Origin of the sequence: Enterococcus sp. UD-01, from assembly GCF_044909655.1 — a bacterium.
Classification (GTDB): domain Bacteria; phylum Bacillota; class Bacilli; order Lactobacillales; family Enterococcaceae; genus Enterococcus_L.
Genome location: NZ_JBIYEU010000014.1, coordinates 42,807 through 61,915, shown reverse-complemented (window position 1 = coordinate 61,915; position 19,109 = coordinate 42,807). Strand labels below are relative to the sequence as shown.

Below are 19,109 nucleotides of genomic sequence, written 5' to 3'. Positions count from 1 at the left end.
AGAAAAATTTTGGTTCGTAATTTCCCCGAATCCCAAGGCTGACTCTTTACTTTTCCTTCAACTCATGGTAATCTTGAACCGTTATTATCAATGAATAACATAAAAATAATTAAATAGAACCCATCACAAAGGGGAGCTTTGGCTGAGAATGAGTATCCGCTCTAAACCCTTCGAACCTGTTCGTTAATACGAGTGTAGGAATTGTGATGGAGTAAAATAGATCTTTTACTCCTCCTTTGTGACTTGGCTGTTCTAAAGGAGGAATTTTTTATGCAAAGAAAATTGGCGCTGCAGGTCTGGATTGAAGGAACCATGTTCGCTGCGCTGGCGATGGTGCTTACCTTTATTCCAACCAGTATCGGCAGTAGTTTTTCTGTATCTCTAGGAATGATTCCCATCACACTTTTTGCTTTAAGAAGAGGAACAAAAGCGGGTTTTTTCGCGGCGTTTATTTGGGGACTGCTACATTTTCCTTTGGCGCAAGTCTATTATTTAACACCGGTACAAGTTATTATTGAATATATTTTGGCATTTGCTTTTGCTGGGTTTGCGGGGATGTTTAGCGATAAACTGCAGGAAGCAGTGAAAGAGAGTGCTTTTAGAAAAAGTAGTTTACTTATTTGTTATGCTACTTTCTTCGGTACGCTTATGCGTTATTTTTGGCATTTTATTGCCGGTGTTATCTTCTGGGGCAGCTTTGCTTTGTGGGGGATGAATCCATGGTTGTTTTCCTTTGTGATGAACGGCTTAAGTGGGTTAGCAACGGCTATTGTGACGGCAATTGCTCTAATCGTACTACTTAAAATCAACCCTAAGCTATTTTTACCGGAGCATGCAGCACATAGTCATAAACGAATATAAGCAAAAAAAACAGGTCTAATTTGGGGGAGGAACTTCAATTTAGACCTGTTTTCTACTGGTGATTACATCTGCATCCAAGTTGGTTCTAAGGTGTTTCCATCAGGGTCCTGCACCTCAAGTCCAAACATTTGCTCTTCCGGCATGCCCATATCGATATGGTAAAAATCGCCGCCGTTGGCCTTTGCGGTTTCTCCAAATTCTTTGACAGCCTCTGCACTTTCCATGCTAAAGGAAACAAGTACGCTACTAGTCGTATGTGCATCAGCAATCTTTTTATCTTTGATAAATTTACTATAAAACGCATGATCTAACAACATAATCCAAAAATGATCGTCCCAAACCATGGAGCTTGCTTCGTCCGTTGAAAATTCTTCATTTTTTTTAAAGCCTAACTGTTCATAAAATTCTGTAGAACGCTTGACATCACTCACTGGAAAGTTCACAAAAACCATTGTAGCCATAAAGCTCAGCCTTCTTTCATTTTTTGATTTGTACGAGTAGAGCATCTCATGATAGGATTTCTTTGTCAAAAATAAGAAACCAAAAAAGTAGAAAAGCGCAATAATAAGACAACTTCCCGCCGTGAAAGGTCTGGGGCTGGTATTTCGTTGGTAGAAACTGGTAAAATAATGAAGAAGAATTGTCAATTAGGAGGATGCGTTATTAAACATAGAAAAACAATGATCCATGCAAGTCTACTTTTATTTTTAATTCTTGTCATTAGCTTAGGAGTGATAATGATCGTCCACCAGAGTAAAAAACAAACGAATTCTCAACAAGCGCAGACTAGTGAAGCGAAGGAACCAACCACTACACCAGCTACTGAGCAAGCGCCCGTTATGTCTCAAAAAGAGCTGATCAACCATAAAATTGCTTCTATGAGTTTAGAAGAAAAGGTCGGACAACTGTTCTTGGCTCGTGTACCGGAAGAAGGACAAATTGAGGCTATTCAAGCGAATCATTTAGGTGGTTATTTGTTGTTTGGCCGCGATGTAGAAGACGAAACTGCGACCTCCTTAAAAGAAAAAATTGCTTCGTATCAAGCAGCAAGCAAGATTCCCTTATTGATCGCTGCGGACGAGGAAGGCGGCACGGTATCACGTTTGAGCAGGGGAACGGGCTTAGTAGCAGAGCCGTTCAAATCACCGCAGGAGCTTTATCAGGAGGATGGATTAACCAGCATTCGTACAGATATCCAGCAAAAAGCTGCTATCTTACATTCGTACGGCATTCAAAGCGGCTTATTTCCAGTTGCCGATGTTGCCACAGATCCGGCGGCATTTATTTATGATCGAACATTGGGTCTAGATGCGCAAAAAACGAGTGCGTATATTAAGACCAGTGTTGAAGAATTGAAAAAGCAGCAGCTGATCGCGACGTTGAAGCATTTTCCGGGCTATGGTAATAATCGGGATTCCCATGTTGAAATTGTGTATGACAATAGGAGCTTGGAGGAATTACAAGCCAATGACTTTTTACCTTTTAAAGCCGGAATTGAGGCAGGGGCTGATAGTGTACTGGTGTCGCACAATATTGTAACAAGTATTGATAATACGATGCCTGCCTCTATTTCCAAACCTGTACATGATGTTTTACGAAATGAATTAGGTTTTCAAGGAGTCATTATGACGGATGATATGGATATGGCCGGGTTAGCCCAATTCATTTCTCAAGAGGAAGCGGGCTTGGCTGCCTTACAAGCAGGCAATGATTTGATTTTATCCTCTTCTTTTCAAGAACAGATTCCGTATGTGATTCAAGGCATAGAAGAAGGTCAGTACTCGGAAGAAGCGCTAAACCAATCTGTTTATCGCGTATTGAAAATGAAAATGGATGCCGGAATTATTAAATGAGTATTGATTAAAAACTTAAGTAACGATGAAGTTGGGACAACTGGCCATAACTCCACATGGCTAGTTGTCCATTCTCTTTATCTTGTTTTAAGTATTTGTAATATAAATAATATTAGCTTTGCATTGAGCCGATTCTTTATTATTTGGACAAATAAAGGCATATTGCTGGTTATAGCGAAACTTAGTTAGTCGAAGGGCAGTACCGCAATTTTTACATTTTGGTAGCGTATAAGCTCGTTTACTTTCTTTTTCATAATTGGCACAGCCAAGAAAGTAGGTGGCGTTTTTGCCTTTTTTTACAGCTAATACATTGCCGCAATTTTCACAGGTGCAGGTACTTTTTTTCTTTTGCGTACCGTTAGCCGGATTATTCGCTTGAGCCGTAGCCGGCAGCTGTTGATTGCTCAATTCTATGTATCGGTTATAAATAATTGCTGGATTATGCTTACTAATAAAAATAAAAAGATCTTTAAAGTTAATGGTCATAATATTGGCTTTGGCGGCAAAGCGTAGTGCAGCTTCGTCAAAATAACTGGTTGTAATAAAACAAATCTGCGCATTTGGAGCCTGATAGACCTCTTTGCCGGCTGCGGAATTTTCCAGCATGCTGCGAGTAATGAACTCCTGTCGATGTTTATGACGCCTTTTTTTGGCTTGAATAAGATACAAAGGTTCTTCTTTTTCATGCCGACTGACAATCAGGTCAATGCCGTAATCATAAGATTTTTTGGTCAATTTTACATGATAGCCGGCATTTCGCAAAAGCCTCGCTAGTAATTCTTCAAATGCTTCGCCAGACAAATCTTGAAAATTTAGCAATTCACTTAATAACTCATCACTTGGAACATTGCCGTTAGGTGCCAAGAGCGTGTTAATGTCAGTTGATTCAAGTGCTTTTTTTCGTGTAGTGCCACTTGTTTTACTCGGAAAAAAATTAAAAAATGCCATTTTTATTCACTCCTTATACATTTATTCTAACATATTGTTTTTAATAGTTAATAGTTTTTATATCATTTAATGAATAGATCGGGAAAAGAACTGGGAAGAATTTATGAACAATAAAAAAATTTTAGTTTTGATATTTACAAAATCTTGTGACCGTGTTAAACTATGTTTATATTAAAAGTAAAGTTTACCTAAAATTAGAAATTACCAATCGTTCATGTATTGGTTTTTTATTTTAAAATATTAAAGGTAAACATTACCTAAAAAGGAGACGAGCATCATGAGAGAAAAGTTGAACGGACAAGCCATAGGGGTATTTTTGGGGACGTGGGCGCCCATGCATATTGGTCACATTGCTGCTGTTCATCAAGCCAAACGTCAGTGTGACGGTGTTTTACTTGCTGTTAGCGGCTATGCTGGTGACCGTGGAGATCAGATTGGGTTGAATCTGGAGAAAAGATTTCGTTATACAAGAGAGACCTTTAAGGATGATGCGTTGGTTGTGGTTGGGAAAATTGATGAAACAGGGATTCCCAGATATCCAGAGGGCTGGCAGCAGTGGTTGATTTTATTGGAACAACTTATTGAAGAAAAGTGTGAGGTACAGACACCAAAACTAACGATTTTTGTTGGTGAAAAGGTATACCAAGAACAATTGAATAAGCTGCGTCCTGCATGGAAGGTTGAGCTTATCGATCGTCAGTTGTTGCCTCTTTCGGCAAGTATGGTTCGTGAAAATCCGTTAAAATATTGGCAAAAAATTGCGCGTCCGTTTCGGCGCCACTTTAGTAAAAATATTTTGATTGCCGGCTCAGCCTCTGGCGGGAAAACGACATTGGTCAAGGATCTGGCTCGGAGCTATGGCAGTCCTTTTTCACTCGAATATGCGCGCCATTATCAGGAAAAATACAATGTTCTTGATGAAGAGCTAAATGGAAGAGATTATATGTATCTTTTAACCAATCAATACCGCCAAACCTCCAATGAAATTGAAGGAACCGCTAATAACGGACTCGTTTTTGCAGACACCAACAGCACGGTAACCAAGGCTTATATCGACTGGTATCTCACCACAGATGCAAAAAAAGCAAAAGAAAGCGGCAAGAGTCTGATCAGCCAAGAAGAACTGGCAGCCTTGAACAGCCAATATCAGCTAATCGTTCAGCAAGAAAAATGGGATTTGATTTTTATCATACCGCCTGTCACGAAGTATGTGGATGACCAGTTTCGGGATATGAGTATGGCAACTGAAAGTATTCGCTGGGCGTTTCATCATCATTTAGTGAAGCTCTTTGTGGAGGCAGGCTTAGAAGAAAAAATGGTATTTTTGGACGTAGAATCAACTGAAGCAGACCCGCAAGGATTTTACGGCAGGTACGTAATGGCTCAAGAGGTTATTGAGGGTCGTTTAAACGTTAAAGTTTGGTAAAAAAAGAATGGAGTGAGTAAAATGGAAACAGTAAAAATGGCAAAAAAATGGGCAATTGAAAAAGTTAGTATCCGCTATTGGCAAAAGCGTGTAACAGAGAGTAGTTTAAACCTTAAAAAGCTGGCAAGAGAGGCCAGAAAAGTTGGCTGGAAGGGTGTAGTAGGCGCTTTACTGAAGGATGTCTGTCTTGGCTGGAAGCCTTGGGAGCTAGTCTATATGCTGTTCTTGGTTGGTATTCAAATCGGCGTTTATTTAAAGCAGCCGGAGAGCTTTTTAGGAATGATTGCCGGCGTTTCCGGAATTGTTAATGTTATTTTTGTAACAAAAGGAAAAATCAGTAATTACTTTTTTGGCTTGATTAATGTGACCATTTATCTTTATCTAAGTGTAATCAGTGGTTTTTATGGTGAGGTGCTGACCTCAGTTTATTTCTTCCTGATGCAGTTCGTAGGAGCGTATTTATGGTTATTAAACGTTGATAAAAAGGACCAAAGTAAAAAAGAGCCTGTCTACATCAAGCCTAAAAAATTATCACTCTTCGGCTGGGTAAAGGCCATAGTCGGTATGCTTTTTATCTGGGGCTTGTTCGGTTTTATTTATCGCGGAATTGGGGCAAATCGCCCATTTAGGGATTCTGTGACGGACGGTACAAACTATGTAGGCCAATGGTTAATGAATGGTTCTTATGCTGCGCAATGGCTATTTTGGATTGGCACGAATGTCTTTAGTATTTATTTATGGTGGGGTGCCAGCCTAGAAATGGTTGTCATGTACTGGGTCTTTCTAGTAAACTCAATAGTAGGATATATTCGCTGGACGAAAAATAGTTAAAAGTCGAATTTAGCGAGTAATCAAATGACAGATAGAGTGAGTGAGGCTAGTGGAATTTAAAAATTACCAAGAAGAAAAAAAGTATTATGAACAAGAAGCAAGTGAGTCAGAGTTTTTAAATTGGTATCAAAAGCAAGACCTGCCAATGTATGAAAAACCTTCGGTAACAGTAGACAATGTTATCTTAGGCTGGTCAGAGGAATCAGTGAAGTTGCTGCTGATAAAGAGAAAGGCCAATCCGTTCAAGGATCATTACGCTTTACCCGGCGGCTTTATTGACAAAAATGAAGATACAACTGAAGCGGTACTGCGCGAAGTAAAAGAAGAAGTCGGGATTCGGTTGAGCGAAAACTATGTGGAGCAGTTGAAAACTATTGCTACCCCAAATCGTGATCCGCGGTCATGGACCATTACAGTGGCACATTTGACCTATCTGCCGTCAATGGACGATGTGAAGATTACGGCTGGCGATGATGCCAAAGAAGCACATTGGGTTACTCTTGAAGCAACGAAAACCGGTACACCAAGGCTTTCTTATAAAGGAAAAAATATTCCTTTGGACGAGCTGGCTTTTGATCACAAAGAGATTATTCGTGAAGCGATCATTAGAATTAAAAATCGTTTAGATTATCAGCCAACTGTTCTCCAGATTTTAGGAACGACCTTTACTTTAACGGAAGCGCGAAAAGTTTACAGTAAGTTTTTAGGCATTTCAGTAGATGAATTAGACAACAGTAATTTTCGGAAAACTCATGGCAAATTTTTTACAGAGGTCGGCTTTGAAACCAAAACAACCAAAGGCCGACCCAGAAAAATCTATAAACTAAAAGTTTAAAAAGCTTGCCGCAGGATTAAATCAACTTAGGGTTCATTTTTTGATAATTTTCCAGTTTATAGGCAAGATTTTTTTCGTAATCCTGATTAAAATAGCTGAGGTATAAGCTGTCAAAAAGATACATTAAAGACATCCGCGTAGAAAAGGAAGAAATCTTATTGTAATGATTCTCAAGCGAAGGGAACAGGCATAAGCCATCAACCTTCAACTGGCGTAAAGGACTGTTCTTCGCTGTTATTAAAAGAATTTTAGTTTGATTTTTTTGAAGAGTTGCGAGAATTTTTTTAACGCTGGAGCCTCGTCCTTCATAGGAAACGACGATCGCTAAATGCTCGGCGGTACTATTAGCGGCACTCAAATTTTGCATATAATCATCAATTGGCACTTGAATTTGCCTGCCGATTTCCTGCATTTGAAATTGAAAATTTTGGGCAAAGTAAATATTCGCCGAGCTGGCATAAATATCAATATATTTGGCGTTTTTCAACAATTCACTATTGATTGACATCCGATCCAAATCATTGGTATCCATCGTTGCTTGAAGTGTTTGCTCATAAACGGTTTTTAATTTTTTTGTCATAGCATAGAGATTATCTTCAGCAGAAATCGGATAATCAATATCAATGATGGGTTCCGTCCGCTGTTCATTCAGGTTATTGACTAAAGCGAGTTTTAAGTCATTTAAACCATCAAGCTCCAGCTTATTAATTAAACGATAAATTGTTGAAATCGAAACATAAGAATGTTCGGCTAATTCTTGAGGTGAAAACCGAATAACTTGATCAGGAAATTCTAAAATATAGTGAACCAAGGTTTGTTCACTGGCTGTTAAGGATTCTAAATTTTTCAGCTTGGCAAGTAAGTTCATACTATCAGGCACCTTTCCGTTATGTTTATCCTTTTTTAGTATACCTGATAATTTACTTTTACGAAAAAAAAGCTGAAACACCACTAGAAATTTGTGTGTTTCAGCTTTTGATTAAAGCAGCTCCGCCAATGCTTCTGCAATGCCGTCTTCATTGTTGGAGACAGTAATTTTATTCGCCGCGGCTTTTAATTCGGGAACGGCATTGCCCATAGCAACGCCAGTGCCCGCATAGTTAATGATAGACAAGTCGTTGTGTCCGTCGCCAAACGAAACGATATGCTCTTGCTGAATGCCTAAAGGCTTCAGGGTTTGTTCCAAGGCGTTGGCTTTATCAATGCCTAAATCGGTAAATTCAAAATACATTGGCGCTGAAAAGACCCCGCTGACTTGACCTTCAAAAGGAGCAAGAATTTTTGGTGCATTGGCCTTTAGATAAGCCGGGTCAGCTGCTACTAAGATTTTATGCAGTGGAAAATCGACAAAGGCTGCTAAATCTGCTTTTTCGCATAATTGAAAGTGACCACCGCGAGCTTCATATTCTATAATATTGAATTGTTCGCCCATTTCACCAAGATTAAGAATGCCGTCAAACACATCATTGACATACATATAGCCCTCATTTGCGATCATTGGCTTCACGTCAAATTGCTTTAAGTGTTCTAAAATCGCGCGGCTTGTTTCAACAGTAAGCGGCTGGCTGAAAAGCTCTTTCTGCGTTGCTACCTCCAAGACATGCGCGCCATTATATGAAACTAATAAACCATTATAGTCGTGCATTTTCAACTCAGCAGCAAAGTGCATCATGCCCGGCGTAGGTCGTCCGGAGGCTAATACAACTTTGATGCCTTCTTTTTGCGCATGAATCAGTGCATCCTTTGTTCTTTTGGAAATTTGCTTTTCGTTGTTTAATAAAGTTCCGTCAATATCCAACACAATTGCTTTGATTGTCATTTTATTTCCTCCTGATTTTTAAACGGTTAATTCAAGACGATTGCCTTCTGGATCAGCAATAACTGATTCATAGTAACCATCGCCGGTGGTACGGCAGGGACTTACTAATTGATAGCCCTCCATTATTAAGACTTTCGTTAATAGATCTACTTTATTTTTACTGCCCAAAGCGATGGCCAGATGAGCAAAGCCCAAGACCTCATGATCATTCCTGTGATTGAGATCATCACGCTGCATAAGCTCTAGTCGGGCACCGTCAGCAAACATCAGAAAATAAGACCGAAAATTTGTTTTTGGATTGTGGTACAGCTCTGAAACATTTGCATTAAAATAGGTTTCATAAAATTGCCGCATCCTTTCCAAATCCGTTACCCACAAACCAACATGTTCGATTTTCAATTGAATCCCTCCCAATTCCTCATTACTCTTCTAGTATAAAGCAAAAAAGAAAGATGAAGCGAAACGGCTTGACGATTGACAGAAATTTCTCAAAACGAAGAAATAACAACTTATTAGTTTGAAAAAAAAGTTTCAACTCATTTTTTCTTCCTAATGCAGGAAACGAAGCGTGTTCTTGACAATAATTAACTACGCATGCTATATTGAATTTAATCAAAAACGAAGTGAGGGATCCGTGCATTGAAAAATTAAGTCAATTGTTGAAGCTGCATTCAGACTGTACCTTGTGTTTACGGGGGAGCAGTGTGCAGATTTTCAGGATTGACGATGATTTTTCGGTGTATGGGTCTTTTTGTATGCTCATTTTCTGATCGTCAGTTCTGAAAAGCCTTTTAAAAGAATCGAAGGATTCTTTGTGCTTTTTAATAGAGGTGAGAAAATGTCCAAAATTGAATTGAAACACGTAACGTTTGGGTTTGATAGTCAGGCAACTTTATTATTTGATCAGGCGGATTTAACTATCGATACACAGTGGAAGCTTGGTTTGATCGGCCGAAACGGCAGAGGGAAGACGACTTTACTGAATATTTTGCAGGGGAAGCTGCCGTATAGCGGTCAGGTGCTGCATCAGCTGGAGTTTTTGTATTTTCCTCAGCCGCTGAAAAATAAGGAACAGCTGACCTATTATGTTTTACAGGAAATTAGCGATTTTGAGCAATGGGAGATTGAGCGAGAACTGAATCTTTTAAAGGTCGATCCCGAGATTTTATGGCGAGAGTTTACGACGCTTTCCGGCGGTGAACAAACGAAGGTCTTACTGGCATTGCTTTTTATTAATGATCAATATTTTCCGTTAATTGACGAACCGACCAATCATTTGGATCAAGCTGGTCGTCGGCAGGTCGCAGCTTATTTGAAGAAAAAACAGCAGGGCTTTATTGTTGTTAGTCATGACCGCAGCTTTGTGGATGAGGTAGTTGATCATATTTTATCTATCGAAAAAAGTCAGTTGGAGCTATATCAAGGCAATTTTTCAGTTTATGAAGAGCAAAAGCAGCGCAAGGATGCCTACGAATTCGCTCAAAATGAAAAGCTGAAAAAAGAAGTTAGCCGCTTGAAAAAAACAGCTGCGGAAAAAGCTGAATGGTCCCGTTCAAAGGAGCAGGACAAGTATGGCAAGGCGTCAGAAAAAGGCAGCGGCGCAATTTATGACACAGGCTTTATCGGAGCCAGAGCAGCGCGGACGATGAAACGGTCAAAGGCGATTGCTAATCGTATGCAGGCTCAGCTCTCTGAAAAGGAACAGCTTTTAAAGGATATCGAATACATTGATCCGTTAACGATGAATGCTCAAGCGAGTCACCATCAGCGCTTAATCACTGTCGAGAATTTATCTCTGGGCTATGATCAGCCATTATTTATGCCCATTTCCTTTGAATTGAAGCAGGGAGAGCGGATTGCTTTGAATGGAGCAAACGGTTCGGGGAAATCATCTATTATTCGTTTTCTCTTAGGGCAATTTGCAGGAGAGCATACAGGTGAATGCGTAATGCCCCAGCAGCTAAAGATCAGCTATGTTCGGCAAAATTATGAAGACAATCGGGGAACGTTGCTAGAATTCTCAAAGGAGCAGGGCTTAGACTATCAGGAATTTCTTAATAATCTTCATAAGCTGGGGATGGAGCGCTCCGTTTTTCATAATCGAATTGAACAGATGAGCATGGGGCAGCGCAAAAAGGTCGAAGTAGCAAAATCTCTGGCTCAACCTGCGGAGCTTTATATCTGGGATGAACCGCTGAACTATTTGGATGTGTTCAATCAGGAGCAGCTGGAAGAGCTGATTTTGTCTGTTAAGCCAAGTATGCTGCTGGTAGAACATGACCAAACCTTTCTGGCAAAAATTGCAACGCAAGTCATTTCATTAACACAAGATCAGTCATCAATTTAAGCAGTGATAATGAGGGTGCGGAAGAAGGATAGGATTCTTTCGTACCCTTAATATGATTGTCATCTACCTAATTTATTGGAAAATAAAAAAGTTCACAAAATGATAATGATTCTCATTATCAACTATGTTATACTAATTGAAATAAGAAAAGAGGTGAAAGAATGGCACAGCTAACCACCGAGCTGCTTTCTATTCAATACGATACAAAAATGACAACGGCATGTCCTGTTAGGCTGGAGCAGTCACTTTATATTGAAGAGCAAGCATTACCGCGTTATTTAACCGGGACTAGTACGTTGAATCTTTTTGAGTATTATCAGGCAGAGTGTCCGCAGCTTCAAAAGAATGATTATCAACTGACAGAGCAATTTCAGCAGATCATCAATAGATTTCCCCATACGAATCAACAAGTTCAGTTTGACGGCAAAGGCAGTTACAGGATAAAGGAAGTCCCAATTTGCATTGCTACGAAGGATTATCTTTTAGCACTCTTAATGCCGGAGCATTATCCTGATTTTAATGAACAGTTAACCAAGCTGTCACGGCTGCAGTTTTTAGAAATGACGACAGATTGTCAACGGAAGCGTTTATATTTAGATGGTACCTTTGGCTCAAGAGCGTTGATAGAAGGAGTGCAAGAGGCGCCTGTTCAAGCGATACAGAAGAAGCTGACCTTCGGGGAAGAATATTATTATTTCGGTTTTTATACTTATGCCGGAACCATTCAGTTTTTACCGGAATATCAGATTGAGACCTATGAGCAATTTCATGAAACTTATGGAAAATATATCTACAGCGTAACCCTTAAAAAGGGCAATCAGGTTGTTCCTTTGCTTTGGCCGGATTATTTGTACCATCAGCCCGAAAATCACTTAGAGTTTGGACTTTTGGCGGATACTGAAGCTCAGCGTTATGCTCCGTTTCAGCAATGGGAAGCTGGCGAGGAAATTGCTGTTGAGATTTTAGCGGAAGGCTTTGAGGATGTAGTTTTGACAACTACGATGAAACAAGCGCTAAAACAACGACCGATGTTGTCAAAAAGGGCTTATTCATTGGGAGAAGATGTGATTCTTTCGGTTGATGCTGAGCTACTGGCAGAGCTGGATCATCAGGCACAGCTAACAGTACTTAAAGGGAAAGAATGTATGAATCATCCTGCGGTTATTTGTGATACGAAGGAAGAACGTTTGATTCTTGTTGGGGAACAATTTACAGAAGCAGGACATTATCAGTTGAAGATCAATCGTTCGAATTATGGCCAGCTGTTGTTTTTATTTATGCTTAGAGAGGAGCACTAAAGAATTGAAAAAGTTAAGGATTCAAGATTTTATTTCCATAGGTATTTATACAGCAATTTATTTTTTAGTAGTGGTTGTTGCTATGTTGATTCTGCGTTTTACAGTGCCATTATTTCATTCTATTTTTATTCCAAGCGGCACAGCTTTATTAGCAGGAATTGTTTATTTATTGATGATTAAACGCGTACCGCGTTTTGGCGCGATCACGATTATGGGCGGAGTTATGGGGGGATTTTTCCTCATTAGCGGACACTTTCCGTTGTCATTTTTGCCAAATATTATTTGTGCCGTTCTTGCGGATTGGTTGCAATATAAGACTTCAATCAATGAAAAAATACGAACCTTACTGAGCTATACCGTTTTTAGCTTTGGGCTGATGGGACCGGTTCTGCCTTTGTGGTTCATGAAAAATGCTTACGTTGATTCGCTAGTGGCTAGAGGAAAAGATGCGGCTTATATTAACAAGGTTTTTGCACCGATTACGACGACGACCTTCTTTGTCAGTGTGGCAGCTGTGATTATTTGCAGCATCATTGGTTTAGCAATCGGACAGAATCTTTATGTCAAACACTTTGATAAAGCAAAAGGAAAAAATTATGGCAAACGTGTACGTGAAATTTGATCCGCGAAGTAAATTGGCTGCGATTATTTGCGCCAGCTTATTTTTGATTTTACCAGCTTCGTTTAAGGGAGAATGTCTTTTCGTTACTTTGCTGTATGTGGGATTTCTGTTAAATGGCGGCTGGAAAAAAGGCACGATTTTTTATGTGTTTTTTTGGCTGCTGACTCTTGGCGACCAGCTGCTTTTTCCTTTGATTGATCATCCAGTTGCGGCTTTTTTTGATTTTGCTTTTGTGGGGAATCGGCGCATGCTGCCAACGATTATGGCGGCCGCCTTTGCGGTGAACCGGACAACGATCAGCGAATGGATTGCTGCATTAAAAAAATGGCAGGTGCCGTTTGCGTTGTTGATTCCTTTAACAGTTCTATTTCGTTTTTTCCCGACGATTGTTCAGGATTTTAAAAGCATCCGCAACGCGATGAAGTATCGGGGAATTGCTGTGTCGACAATGGATTTGTTTATTCATCCGCTGCAGACCTTGGAATATATCATTGTACCGATCCTGATGTCTGCTGAAAATACGTCGTCTGATTTGTCTGCCGCGGCTTTGGTACGCGGACTTGGCAATCCGAAACAGCATACAAGTATTTATACGATTCAATTAAGGTTGCAGGATTATTTCCTATTTGCTGTACTTATCATTTTGCTTGTTTTTGGGAGGACGCTATGATGATTGAGCTAAAGAATCTGTCTTTTGCCTATGAGGATCAAATAGAAATTCTTCATTCTGTTGATGTAACAGTCGAAGAAGGCGAATTTGTCGTAATTTGCGGAAAAAGTGGTTGCGGAAAATCTACATTACTAAGAATTATCAACGGGCTCATTCCAGAATTGTATTCAGGGGAATTAAAAGGGCAAGGCACGGTATTGAACCAACCACTGTTAACGAAGGAATTCAACAGCTATGTGCGAGACATTGGCGTGGTATTTCAAAATCCTAAAACACAGTTTTTTACAAGTGATGTGTATTCAGAATTAGCTTTTGCCATGGAAAATTATGGGGTTCCCAAAGTAGAAATGCTCACACGTTTGCAGGAAATTACGCAGCAGTTTTCCTTAGAGCCTTTTCTGGAAAAAAGCATGTTTCATCTTTCCGGCGGACAAAAACAGTTGATCGCTTTTGCTTCAGCCAGTATGTTAGAGCATCGCTTGTTTCTATTAGATGAGCCTTCCAGTAATTTGGATGTGGAAACGATTGAGCAATTGAAAAGCTATCTGGAAATTTTGAAAGCACAAGGCATGACGATCATCGTTTCAGAGCATCGCCTGTTTTATTTAACCGATTTAGCAGATCGCTATTTAATGATGGAAGATGGACGTATCGTAGCAAATTGGACAAAGGCTGAGCTGTTGGCAAAAGCCCCTGCGTTTTTACAGGAGCAGGGCTTGAGAGCTTTGACACAACCAGGACTTGCACGAAGCAGTAAAACGCCGGAAAATACTGGTGCGCTTATCTTAGAATGTCAAAAGCTTCGTTATCATTATCGCAAGCAAGCAACTGCTTTAGCTATTGACCAGCTGCAGCTGTCCAGTCAGTACATTACCGGTATTATCGGTAAAAACGGTGCAGGCAAATCAACATTTTCCAAGTTGCTTTCGGGCTTGATCAAACCAAAAAGCGGACGGATTCTTTTAAATGGGCAGGAACTAACCGCTAAACAGCTGCTAAAGGAAAGCTTTGTTGTGATGCAGGATGTTAATTTGCAGTTATTTTTTGAAACGGTTGAAAAAGAAATCACTGTTAAGGCAAAAAATCTTAAGGTGTTTGATAAGGTTGTGCAGATGCTTCATTTAGAACCCTTGCTTGACCGACATCCGCAAACCTTATCGGGTGGAGAGAAACAGCGTGTGGCGATTGCCAGCGCTCTTTTGTCCGGAAAGCGAATCATTATTTTTGATGAGCCTACCAGCGGTTTGGATTTGGTCCACATGGAAGAAGTCAGCAATACGCTGCTTTGGCTGCAGCAGGAAAATATACTGGTGCTTGTTATTACTCACGACAAGGAATTTTTAGCGCGTACCTGTCAGCGAGTGGTGCATATTGAAAAGGGTCAGCTTAAAGCAGACGATTTACTTCATACGGAGTACTAAAGATAGAACAGAAGTCTCAGACTTTTGTTCTATTTTTTTATGGTTTTTGAAAGTATTTTCAGTGAAATGACAAAAATAAGAAAATAGTTGAAAGTATTACCTAAAGCGTTTTCTTTGTTAGTAATTCAAGGTATATTTATCGTGAAGTAAGAGGAGAGGAGCATCACCATGAAGAAGATTCACATTGTAGCCCATACTCATTGGGATCGTGAATGGTATTTTAGTGATAATGAAGCATTTGTCCAGTTTGCCTATCATATGGATGAAGTGATTTACGCATTGCAGCATCATGAGCTAGACTATTATTATTTGGACGGTCAGTTGAGTATTCTTGACGATTATTTAAAGGTATTTCCGGAAAAAGAAACGGTGATCAAAGAGCTGGTCACGGCGGAAAAATTATTTATTGGTCCTTGGTACACACAAATGGATGAGTTCGTGGTTGCAGGAGAATCAGTAGTAAAGAATTTACAAATCGGTTTATCTTTGGCTAAACGTTTGGGCGGTGCCACTGCTCTGGGTTATTTGCCGGATTCCTTTGGTCAAGGAAAGGACATGCCTAAAATATATAACGGCTTTGGGATTACGGATGCTGTTTTTTGGCGCGGCATGCCGGGTGAAGTCACGAAGAATCGGGAGTTTTACTGGACTGCTGAGGATAGCTCGCAAGTATTAGCTATCAATATTCGCAATGGTTATTATGCTGGAGTTGCTTTAGTAGAAGGAGATCTTTATCAGCAAAAGAACATAATAGAGCTTGTGTCAGAAGATACAGCTACGGAAATTGTAACGTTGCCGGTAGGCGGTGATCAGCGAGCAGTGGATCGACATCTGAAAAAAATTATTCATGAGGTAAACCAGCAGCTAGGTCCAGATTACGAGATACTTGAAAGCAATTATCCTCACATTTTTGAATTGTTAAGGCGTTCTGCCAAGGAGCTACCAAATGTACAAGGGGAATTTATCAGCGGTAGTGTGTCAAAAATTCATCGCTCGATTTATTCTTCGCGCTACGATTTGAAGCGATTAAATGATGTTGTGGAGCATCGACTGATTTTTCAACTGGCGCCATTAATGCTGATGGCACAGGAGATGGGAATTCCGTCTAAGCCGGGCTTGCTGGAATATATTTGGAAGCTACTTTTAAAAAATCATGCGCACGACAGTATCGGCGGCTGCAACACAGATAAAACCAATCAAATGATCGAAGCGCGCTACAAAGAAGCAGATCAATTATCTTATTCAACAGTGGACTATTTAGTTCGAAAAATTGCAGAATCACTTGATCATGTACAGGAAAATGATCTTGTGCTTTTCAATACATTACCTTATCGACGGGCAGAGCCGTTTGTGGTGGAAGTAAGTACTAAAAAACCGATGATTCAACTAATGGACGAGAAAGGAAGTGAAATTGCCATCCAAGTTTTATCATCAGAGCGGGTGTACGGAGGAGAAGTAAGAAGATCAGAAGCAGATTATGCTGAAGAAAAGTATTATTACATTCATCGACTAAGCGTGATGCAGCCAATTGAACCACTGTCCTATCAAGTAATTCATGTGAAAGAAACGGAGCAAACAACAGAGACAGCAGTAAACAAAGAAAACAACGTTATCGAAAATGAGGCTTACAAGCTAACCTATAACCAAGGACAATTTACTATTTATGTTAAAGAAGAGGATCAGATGTACGCTAATTGCTTCTATCTAGAGGATTCTGGAGATGAAGGCGATACGTATGATTATTCTCCTGCCTATCATGATGCTATATACCAGCTGTCGTTTAGCGGCGATTCAGTTGTGGCAGAACACGGCCCCTTTCTTTCTACGCTGACGGTTAAGGGCAGATTTCAAGTGCCAAAAGATTTAGCTTCCAGAAAAGATCAGAGACGAGATGCAGAAATCCCTTATAGCTTGACTGTGACTTTAGCGAAAGGGAGCAAAAGAATTGATTTAAAACTGAAAATCGATAATCAAGCAAAGGATCATCGCATGCGTTTGGTCGTCAAAACACCAGTAGTAAGTCAAGTGAGCTACGCTGACACGTTGTTCGGTATAGTCGAAAGAGCGAATCAGGATCCGCATATCCACGACTGGTGCGAGCTTGGCTGGAAAGAAGAGCCGACAGAAATTTATCCGATGATTCATTATGCTAATGTTCATGATGCAAAAGCAAGCTGGACGATGCTAAGCAAAGGAATTAAAGAATATCAGGTAATCGATCAGTCCTTGTACCTGACACTTTTTAGAGGCGTCGGCTATTTAGGCAGACCAGAATTGTTGCGCCGGCCCGGAGATGCTTCCGGTAATCAGTTCCGCTATATTCCAACACCGGACAGTCAGCTGTTGGGCGAAAGAGAAATGGAGCTGTCATTACTAATTTCAGAGACCTTCGACCCGGCTACGATTCAAAAGGAATATCAGCACTATGCGACAGAAATCGTATATTATCATATTCAAAGTTTAAATCGTTTTACCAATCCAATTCAATATTTCCAAAGCAACAAAGTGGATCAGCTACAGCCGTTGAAGCCAATAATTGATCTAACAAATACAGCATTAGTTCTTAGTGCAATTGAACAAAATCAGGCTGATCAAAGCATCATAGTGCGTTTATACAATCCTTCGTTAACAGCTGTTGTAGAAGGGGAAAGCATTTCCTTACCGTCAACCTGTACCATCACCGAGGTAAATCTTAAGGGCGAAATCGTACATCGCATGGAACCAAGCAAACGACTCGAATTAGGCACCTTTAAGCCGGGGGAAATAAAAACATTTTCAATTAAAAGATAAGTGGGAAAGGATGAGTTAAAAAATGAAAGTAGAAATTGAAAAGATTCAAGAGCCGTTATTGAAAATAGCGAATAAGGTCGACAATAACAGCATTCTGCAAGCCATTAAAAATGCCTTTATCAGCAGTATTCCATTTACTGTTGTCGGTTCTTTTTCAAATTTGATTAAAATGCAGATCGATGCCTTTTTTGGTAAAACATCATGGGGACCAACGGTATCAGCTATTTTCGGGAACGTTTATCAGGCAACCTTAGGCATTGTGGCCTTATTGATTGTTTTTTCAACCGCTTATAACTATGCAAAAGAGCTAATGAAAAAGCAGCCGGAAGCCAATATTAATCCACTGCTGGCCACTTTATTAGCTTTTGCTGCGTATTTTGTCATGGTACCAAACAACGTTAATTTTGCGGATAGTACTGCTGAGATAATTCAAGGCTATGCCAATAATTTCTTTAGCTATGAAGGCATGTTTACCGCATTGATTGTAGGATTATTGGCTGTGTTTATCTATTCGCTTTTAGCCAAACATAAAATCGCAATTAAATTACCTGGAAATGTGCCGCCAAATGTTTTCGATTCATTCTTTGCTCTTATTCCAATTTCGCTTGTGCTATTGATTTGCTCTGTGTTAAAAGTCGTTATTGAAGCTTTTCACTTTAATTCATTCATGGCGCTGGTCAGTCAACTATTCGTCCAGCCGTTAACATCCGTAGGAACCGGTTTACCAGCGATTATTGTGGTTATTTTACTCGAACAAATCCTTTGGTTTTTGGGACTGCATGGCTTTAATATTGTGTGGGGTGTGGTTTCTGCTTTATGGTTGCCTATTTTCTTAGAAAATGTAGCGAAATTTGCGGAAACGAAAAGTTTTGCCGACATTTCGATTGCTCCAAATACAATGACTAATGTTTATGCGATGATTGGCGGCTCAGGAGCTACTTTTGGTTTAATTTTGGCGATTTTAATATTTACGCCGAAAACCTACGCTGGTCGAGAAGTAGCAAAATTATCGCTCATTCCCGGGCTGTTTGGTATCAATGAGCCGATCATCTTTGGTTTTCCAATTGTTTTAAATCCGTTGATGTTTATCCCCTTTGTTTTAGTACCAGTGATGAATGCGGTTATTGCGTTTATTGTAACCAAAATTGGCTGGGTTGTACCGCTAGTGGTGCTAAATTCAGGGAATGAACCGATTTTTGTCAGCACATGGATTTTGGGCGCATTTCATTTGAGTCCTGTTGTTTTAACCGCTGTCCTAGTCATTTTAGACATTTTCATCTATGCGCCATTCGTTCGTATGAATATGAAATTTGATGAAAGTCAGCTGTTAAACGCAAAAAATTAATCTCAAAGTCAATAGTCGGTGTCGTCGTAGAATAGCGTGAAGG

The 19,109-nt window shown here is 39.9% G+C and carries 17 protein-coding genes and 1 riboswitch; of the genes, 12 read left to right on the top strand and 5 right to left on the bottom strand.

The features are described 5' to 3' along the window. The first annotated feature begins 119 nt into the window (after positions 1-119). A riboswitch (TPP riboswitch) is annotated at positions 120-218 on the top strand. 52 nt (positions 219-270) lie between these two features. Then, complete coding sequence (thiT, locus tag ABH902_RS11770; RefSeq protein WP_404590951.1) at positions 271-861, top strand: energy-coupled thiamine transporter ThiT; 591 nt, start codon at positions 271-273, stop codon at positions 859-861. Positions 862-923: 62 nt separating this feature from the next. Here thiT and ABH902_RS11765 read toward each other — a convergent pair whose 3' ends face one another. Further along, the gene (locus ABH902_RS11765) at positions 924-1,322 is read right to left on the bottom strand and encodes a VOC family protein (protein ID WP_404590949.1); all 399 of its coding nucleotides are present in this window, start codon (positions 1,320-1,322) and stop codon (positions 924-926) included. Between the two features lie 219 nt (positions 1,323-1,541). Here ABH902_RS11765 and ABH902_RS11760 point away from each other — a divergent pair, with 219 nt between their 5' ends. Further along, positions 1,542-2,714 carry a glycoside hydrolase family 3 N-terminal domain-containing protein gene (locus ABH902_RS11760; protein ID WP_404590947.1) on the top strand — a complete coding sequence of 391 codons (1,173 nt, stop codon included), beginning with the start codon at positions 1,542-1,544 and terminating at the stop codon, positions 2,712-2,714. Between the two features lie 87 nt (positions 2,715-2,801). Here the strand turns inward: ABH902_RS11760 and ABH902_RS11755 are convergent, their stop codons facing one another. Continuing rightward, positions 2,802-3,662, bottom strand: a complete 861-nt coding sequence (locus ABH902_RS11755) for a restriction endonuclease (protein WP_404590945.1) — start codon at positions 3,660-3,662, stop codon at positions 2,802-2,804. A 334-nt stretch (positions 3,663-3,996) separates the two neighbouring features. Here ABH902_RS11755 and ABH902_RS11750 point away from each other — a divergent pair, with 334 nt between their 5' ends. The 3 genes from ABH902_RS11750 to ABH902_RS11740 are packed head-to-tail and all read left to right on the top strand — an operon-like array spanning position 3,997 to position 6,754. Continuing rightward, complete coding sequence (locus tag ABH902_RS11750) at positions 3,997-5,088, top strand: AAA family ATPase (RefSeq protein ID WP_404591026.1); 1,092 nt, start codon at positions 3,997-3,999, stop codon at positions 5,086-5,088. A gap of 21 nt (positions 5,089-5,109) precedes the next feature. After that, positions 5,110-5,919: a nicotinamide riboside transporter PnuC gene (gene pnuC / locus ABH902_RS11745; protein ID WP_404590943.1), complete on the top strand. Its 810-nt coding sequence runs from the start codon at positions 5,110-5,112 to the stop codon at positions 5,917-5,919. 49 nt (positions 5,920-5,968) lie between these two features. After that, positions 5,969-6,754 (top strand): NUDIX domain-containing protein, encoded by a 786-nt coding sequence (locus tag ABH902_RS11740; protein WP_404590941.1) that lies wholly within the window; start codon positions 5,969-5,971, stop codon positions 6,752-6,754. A gap of 16 nt (positions 6,755-6,770) precedes the next feature. Here the strand turns inward: ABH902_RS11740 and ABH902_RS11735 are convergent, their stop codons facing one another. The 3 genes from ABH902_RS11735 to ABH902_RS11725 form a co-directional block, all read right to left on the bottom strand. Continuing rightward, positions 6,771-7,622, bottom strand: coding sequence for a MurR/RpiR family transcriptional regulator (locus ABH902_RS11735; protein WP_404590939.1), 852 nt, complete (start codon positions 7,620-7,622; stop codon positions 6,771-6,773). Between the two features lie 111 nt (positions 7,623-7,733). After that, the gene (locus ABH902_RS11730; protein ID WP_404590937.1) at positions 7,734-8,573 is read right to left on the bottom strand and encodes a Cof-type HAD-IIB family hydrolase; all 840 of its coding nucleotides are present in this window, start codon (positions 8,571-8,573) and stop codon (positions 7,734-7,736) included. A gap of 18 nt (positions 8,574-8,591) precedes the next feature. Then, complete coding sequence (locus ABH902_RS11725) at positions 8,592-8,972, bottom strand: VOC family protein (RefSeq protein ID WP_404590935.1); 381 nt, start codon at positions 8,970-8,972, stop codon at positions 8,592-8,594. Positions 8,973-9,411: 439 nt separating this feature from the next. Between ABH902_RS11725 and ABH902_RS11720 the strand changes: the two genes are divergently transcribed. The 7 genes from ABH902_RS11720 to ABH902_RS11690 all read left to right on the top strand — a co-directional run bounded on the left by ABH902_RS11720 (position 9,412) and on the right by ABH902_RS11690 (position 19,066). Then, positions 9,412-10,920, top strand: a complete 1,509-nt coding sequence (locus ABH902_RS11720) for an Lsa family ABC-F type ribosomal protection protein (RefSeq protein ID WP_404590934.1) — start codon at positions 9,412-9,414, stop codon at positions 10,918-10,920. Between the two features lie 161 nt (positions 10,921-11,081). Continuing rightward, a complete protein-coding gene (locus ABH902_RS11715) occupies positions 11,082-12,218 on the top strand; it encodes a hypothetical protein (RefSeq protein ID WP_404590932.1) in 1,137 nt (378 codons plus the stop codon). 4 nt (positions 12,219-12,222) lie between these two features. Further along, entirely contained in the window at positions 12,223-12,840 is a 618-nt protein-coding gene (locus ABH902_RS11710) for an MptD family putative ECF transporter S component (RefSeq protein WP_404590930.1), read from the top strand. Continuing rightward, a complete protein-coding gene (locus ABH902_RS11705; RefSeq protein WP_404590928.1) occupies positions 12,815-13,510 on the top strand; it encodes an energy-coupling factor transporter transmembrane component T in 696 nt (231 codons plus the stop codon). The genes ABH902_RS11710 and ABH902_RS11705 overlap by 26 nt, the downstream gene beginning before the upstream one ends. After that, positions 13,510-14,931 (top strand): ABC transporter ATP-binding protein, encoded by a 1,422-nt coding sequence (locus tag ABH902_RS11700; RefSeq protein WP_404591024.1) that lies wholly within the window; start codon positions 13,510-13,512, stop codon positions 14,929-14,931. Before ABH902_RS11705 ends, ABH902_RS11700 begins: the two co-directional genes overlap by 1 nt. Before the next feature lie 168 nt (positions 14,932-15,099). Next, positions 15,100-17,721: a glycoside hydrolase family 38 C-terminal domain-containing protein gene (locus ABH902_RS11695; RefSeq protein WP_404590926.1), complete on the top strand. Its 2,622-nt coding sequence runs from the start codon at positions 15,100-15,102 to the stop codon at positions 17,719-17,721. Between the two features lie 22 nt (positions 17,722-17,743). Continuing rightward, complete coding sequence (locus tag ABH902_RS11690; protein WP_404590924.1) at positions 17,744-19,066, top strand: PTS sugar transporter subunit IIC; 1,323 nt, start codon at positions 17,744-17,746, stop codon at positions 19,064-19,066. Positions 19,067-19,109 lie beyond the last annotated feature (43 nt).

Bases quoted from the DNA above. Each gene is read 5' to 3' on its own strand.
- thiT (WP_404590951.1), top strand. From the start codon at position 271: ATGCAAAGAAAATTGGCGCTGCAGGTCTGGATTGAAGGAACCATGTTC.
- ABH902_RS11765 (WP_404590949.1), bottom strand. From the start codon at position 1,322: ATGGCTACAATGGTTTTTGTGAACTTTCCAGTGAGTGATGTCAAGCGT.
- ABH902_RS11760 (WP_404590947.1), top strand. From the start codon at position 1,542: ATGATCCATGCAAGTCTACTTTTATTTTTAATTCTTGTCATTAGCTTA.
- ABH902_RS11755 (WP_404590945.1), bottom strand. From the start codon at position 3,662: ATGGCATTTTTTAATTTTTTTCCGAGTAAAACAAGTGGCACTACACGA.
- ABH902_RS11750 (WP_404591026.1), top strand. From the start codon at position 3,997: ATGCATATTGGTCACATTGCTGCTGTTCATCAAGCCAAACGTCAGTGT.
- pnuC (WP_404590943.1), top strand. From the start codon at position 5,110: ATGGAAACAGTAAAAATGGCAAAAAAATGGGCAATTGAAAAAGTTAGT.
- ABH902_RS11735 (WP_404590939.1), bottom strand. From the start codon at position 7,622: ATGAACTTACTTGCCAAGCTGAAAAATTTAGAATCCTTAACAGCCAGT.
- ABH902_RS11730 (WP_404590937.1), bottom strand. From the start codon at position 8,573: ATGACAATCAAAGCAATTGTGTTGGATATTGACGGAACTTTATTAAAC.
- ABH902_RS11720 (WP_404590934.1), top strand. From the start codon at position 9,412: ATGTCCAAAATTGAATTGAAACACGTAACGTTTGGGTTTGATAGTCAG.
- ABH902_RS11715 (WP_404590932.1), top strand. From the start codon at position 11,082: ATGGCACAGCTAACCACCGAGCTGCTTTCTATTCAATACGATACAAAA.
- ABH902_RS11705 (WP_404590928.1), top strand. From the start codon at position 12,815: ATGGCAAACGTGTACGTGAAATTTGATCCGCGAAGTAAATTGGCTGCG.
- ABH902_RS11700 (WP_404591024.1), top strand. From the start codon at position 13,510: ATGATTGAGCTAAAGAATCTGTCTTTTGCCTATGAGGATCAAATAGAA.
- ABH902_RS11695 (WP_404590926.1), top strand. From the start codon at position 15,100: ATGAAGAAGATTCACATTGTAGCCCATACTCATTGGGATCGTGAATGG.
- ABH902_RS11690 (WP_404590924.1), top strand. From the start codon at position 17,744: ATGAAAGTAGAAATTGAAAAGATTCAAGAGCCGTTATTGAAAATAGCG.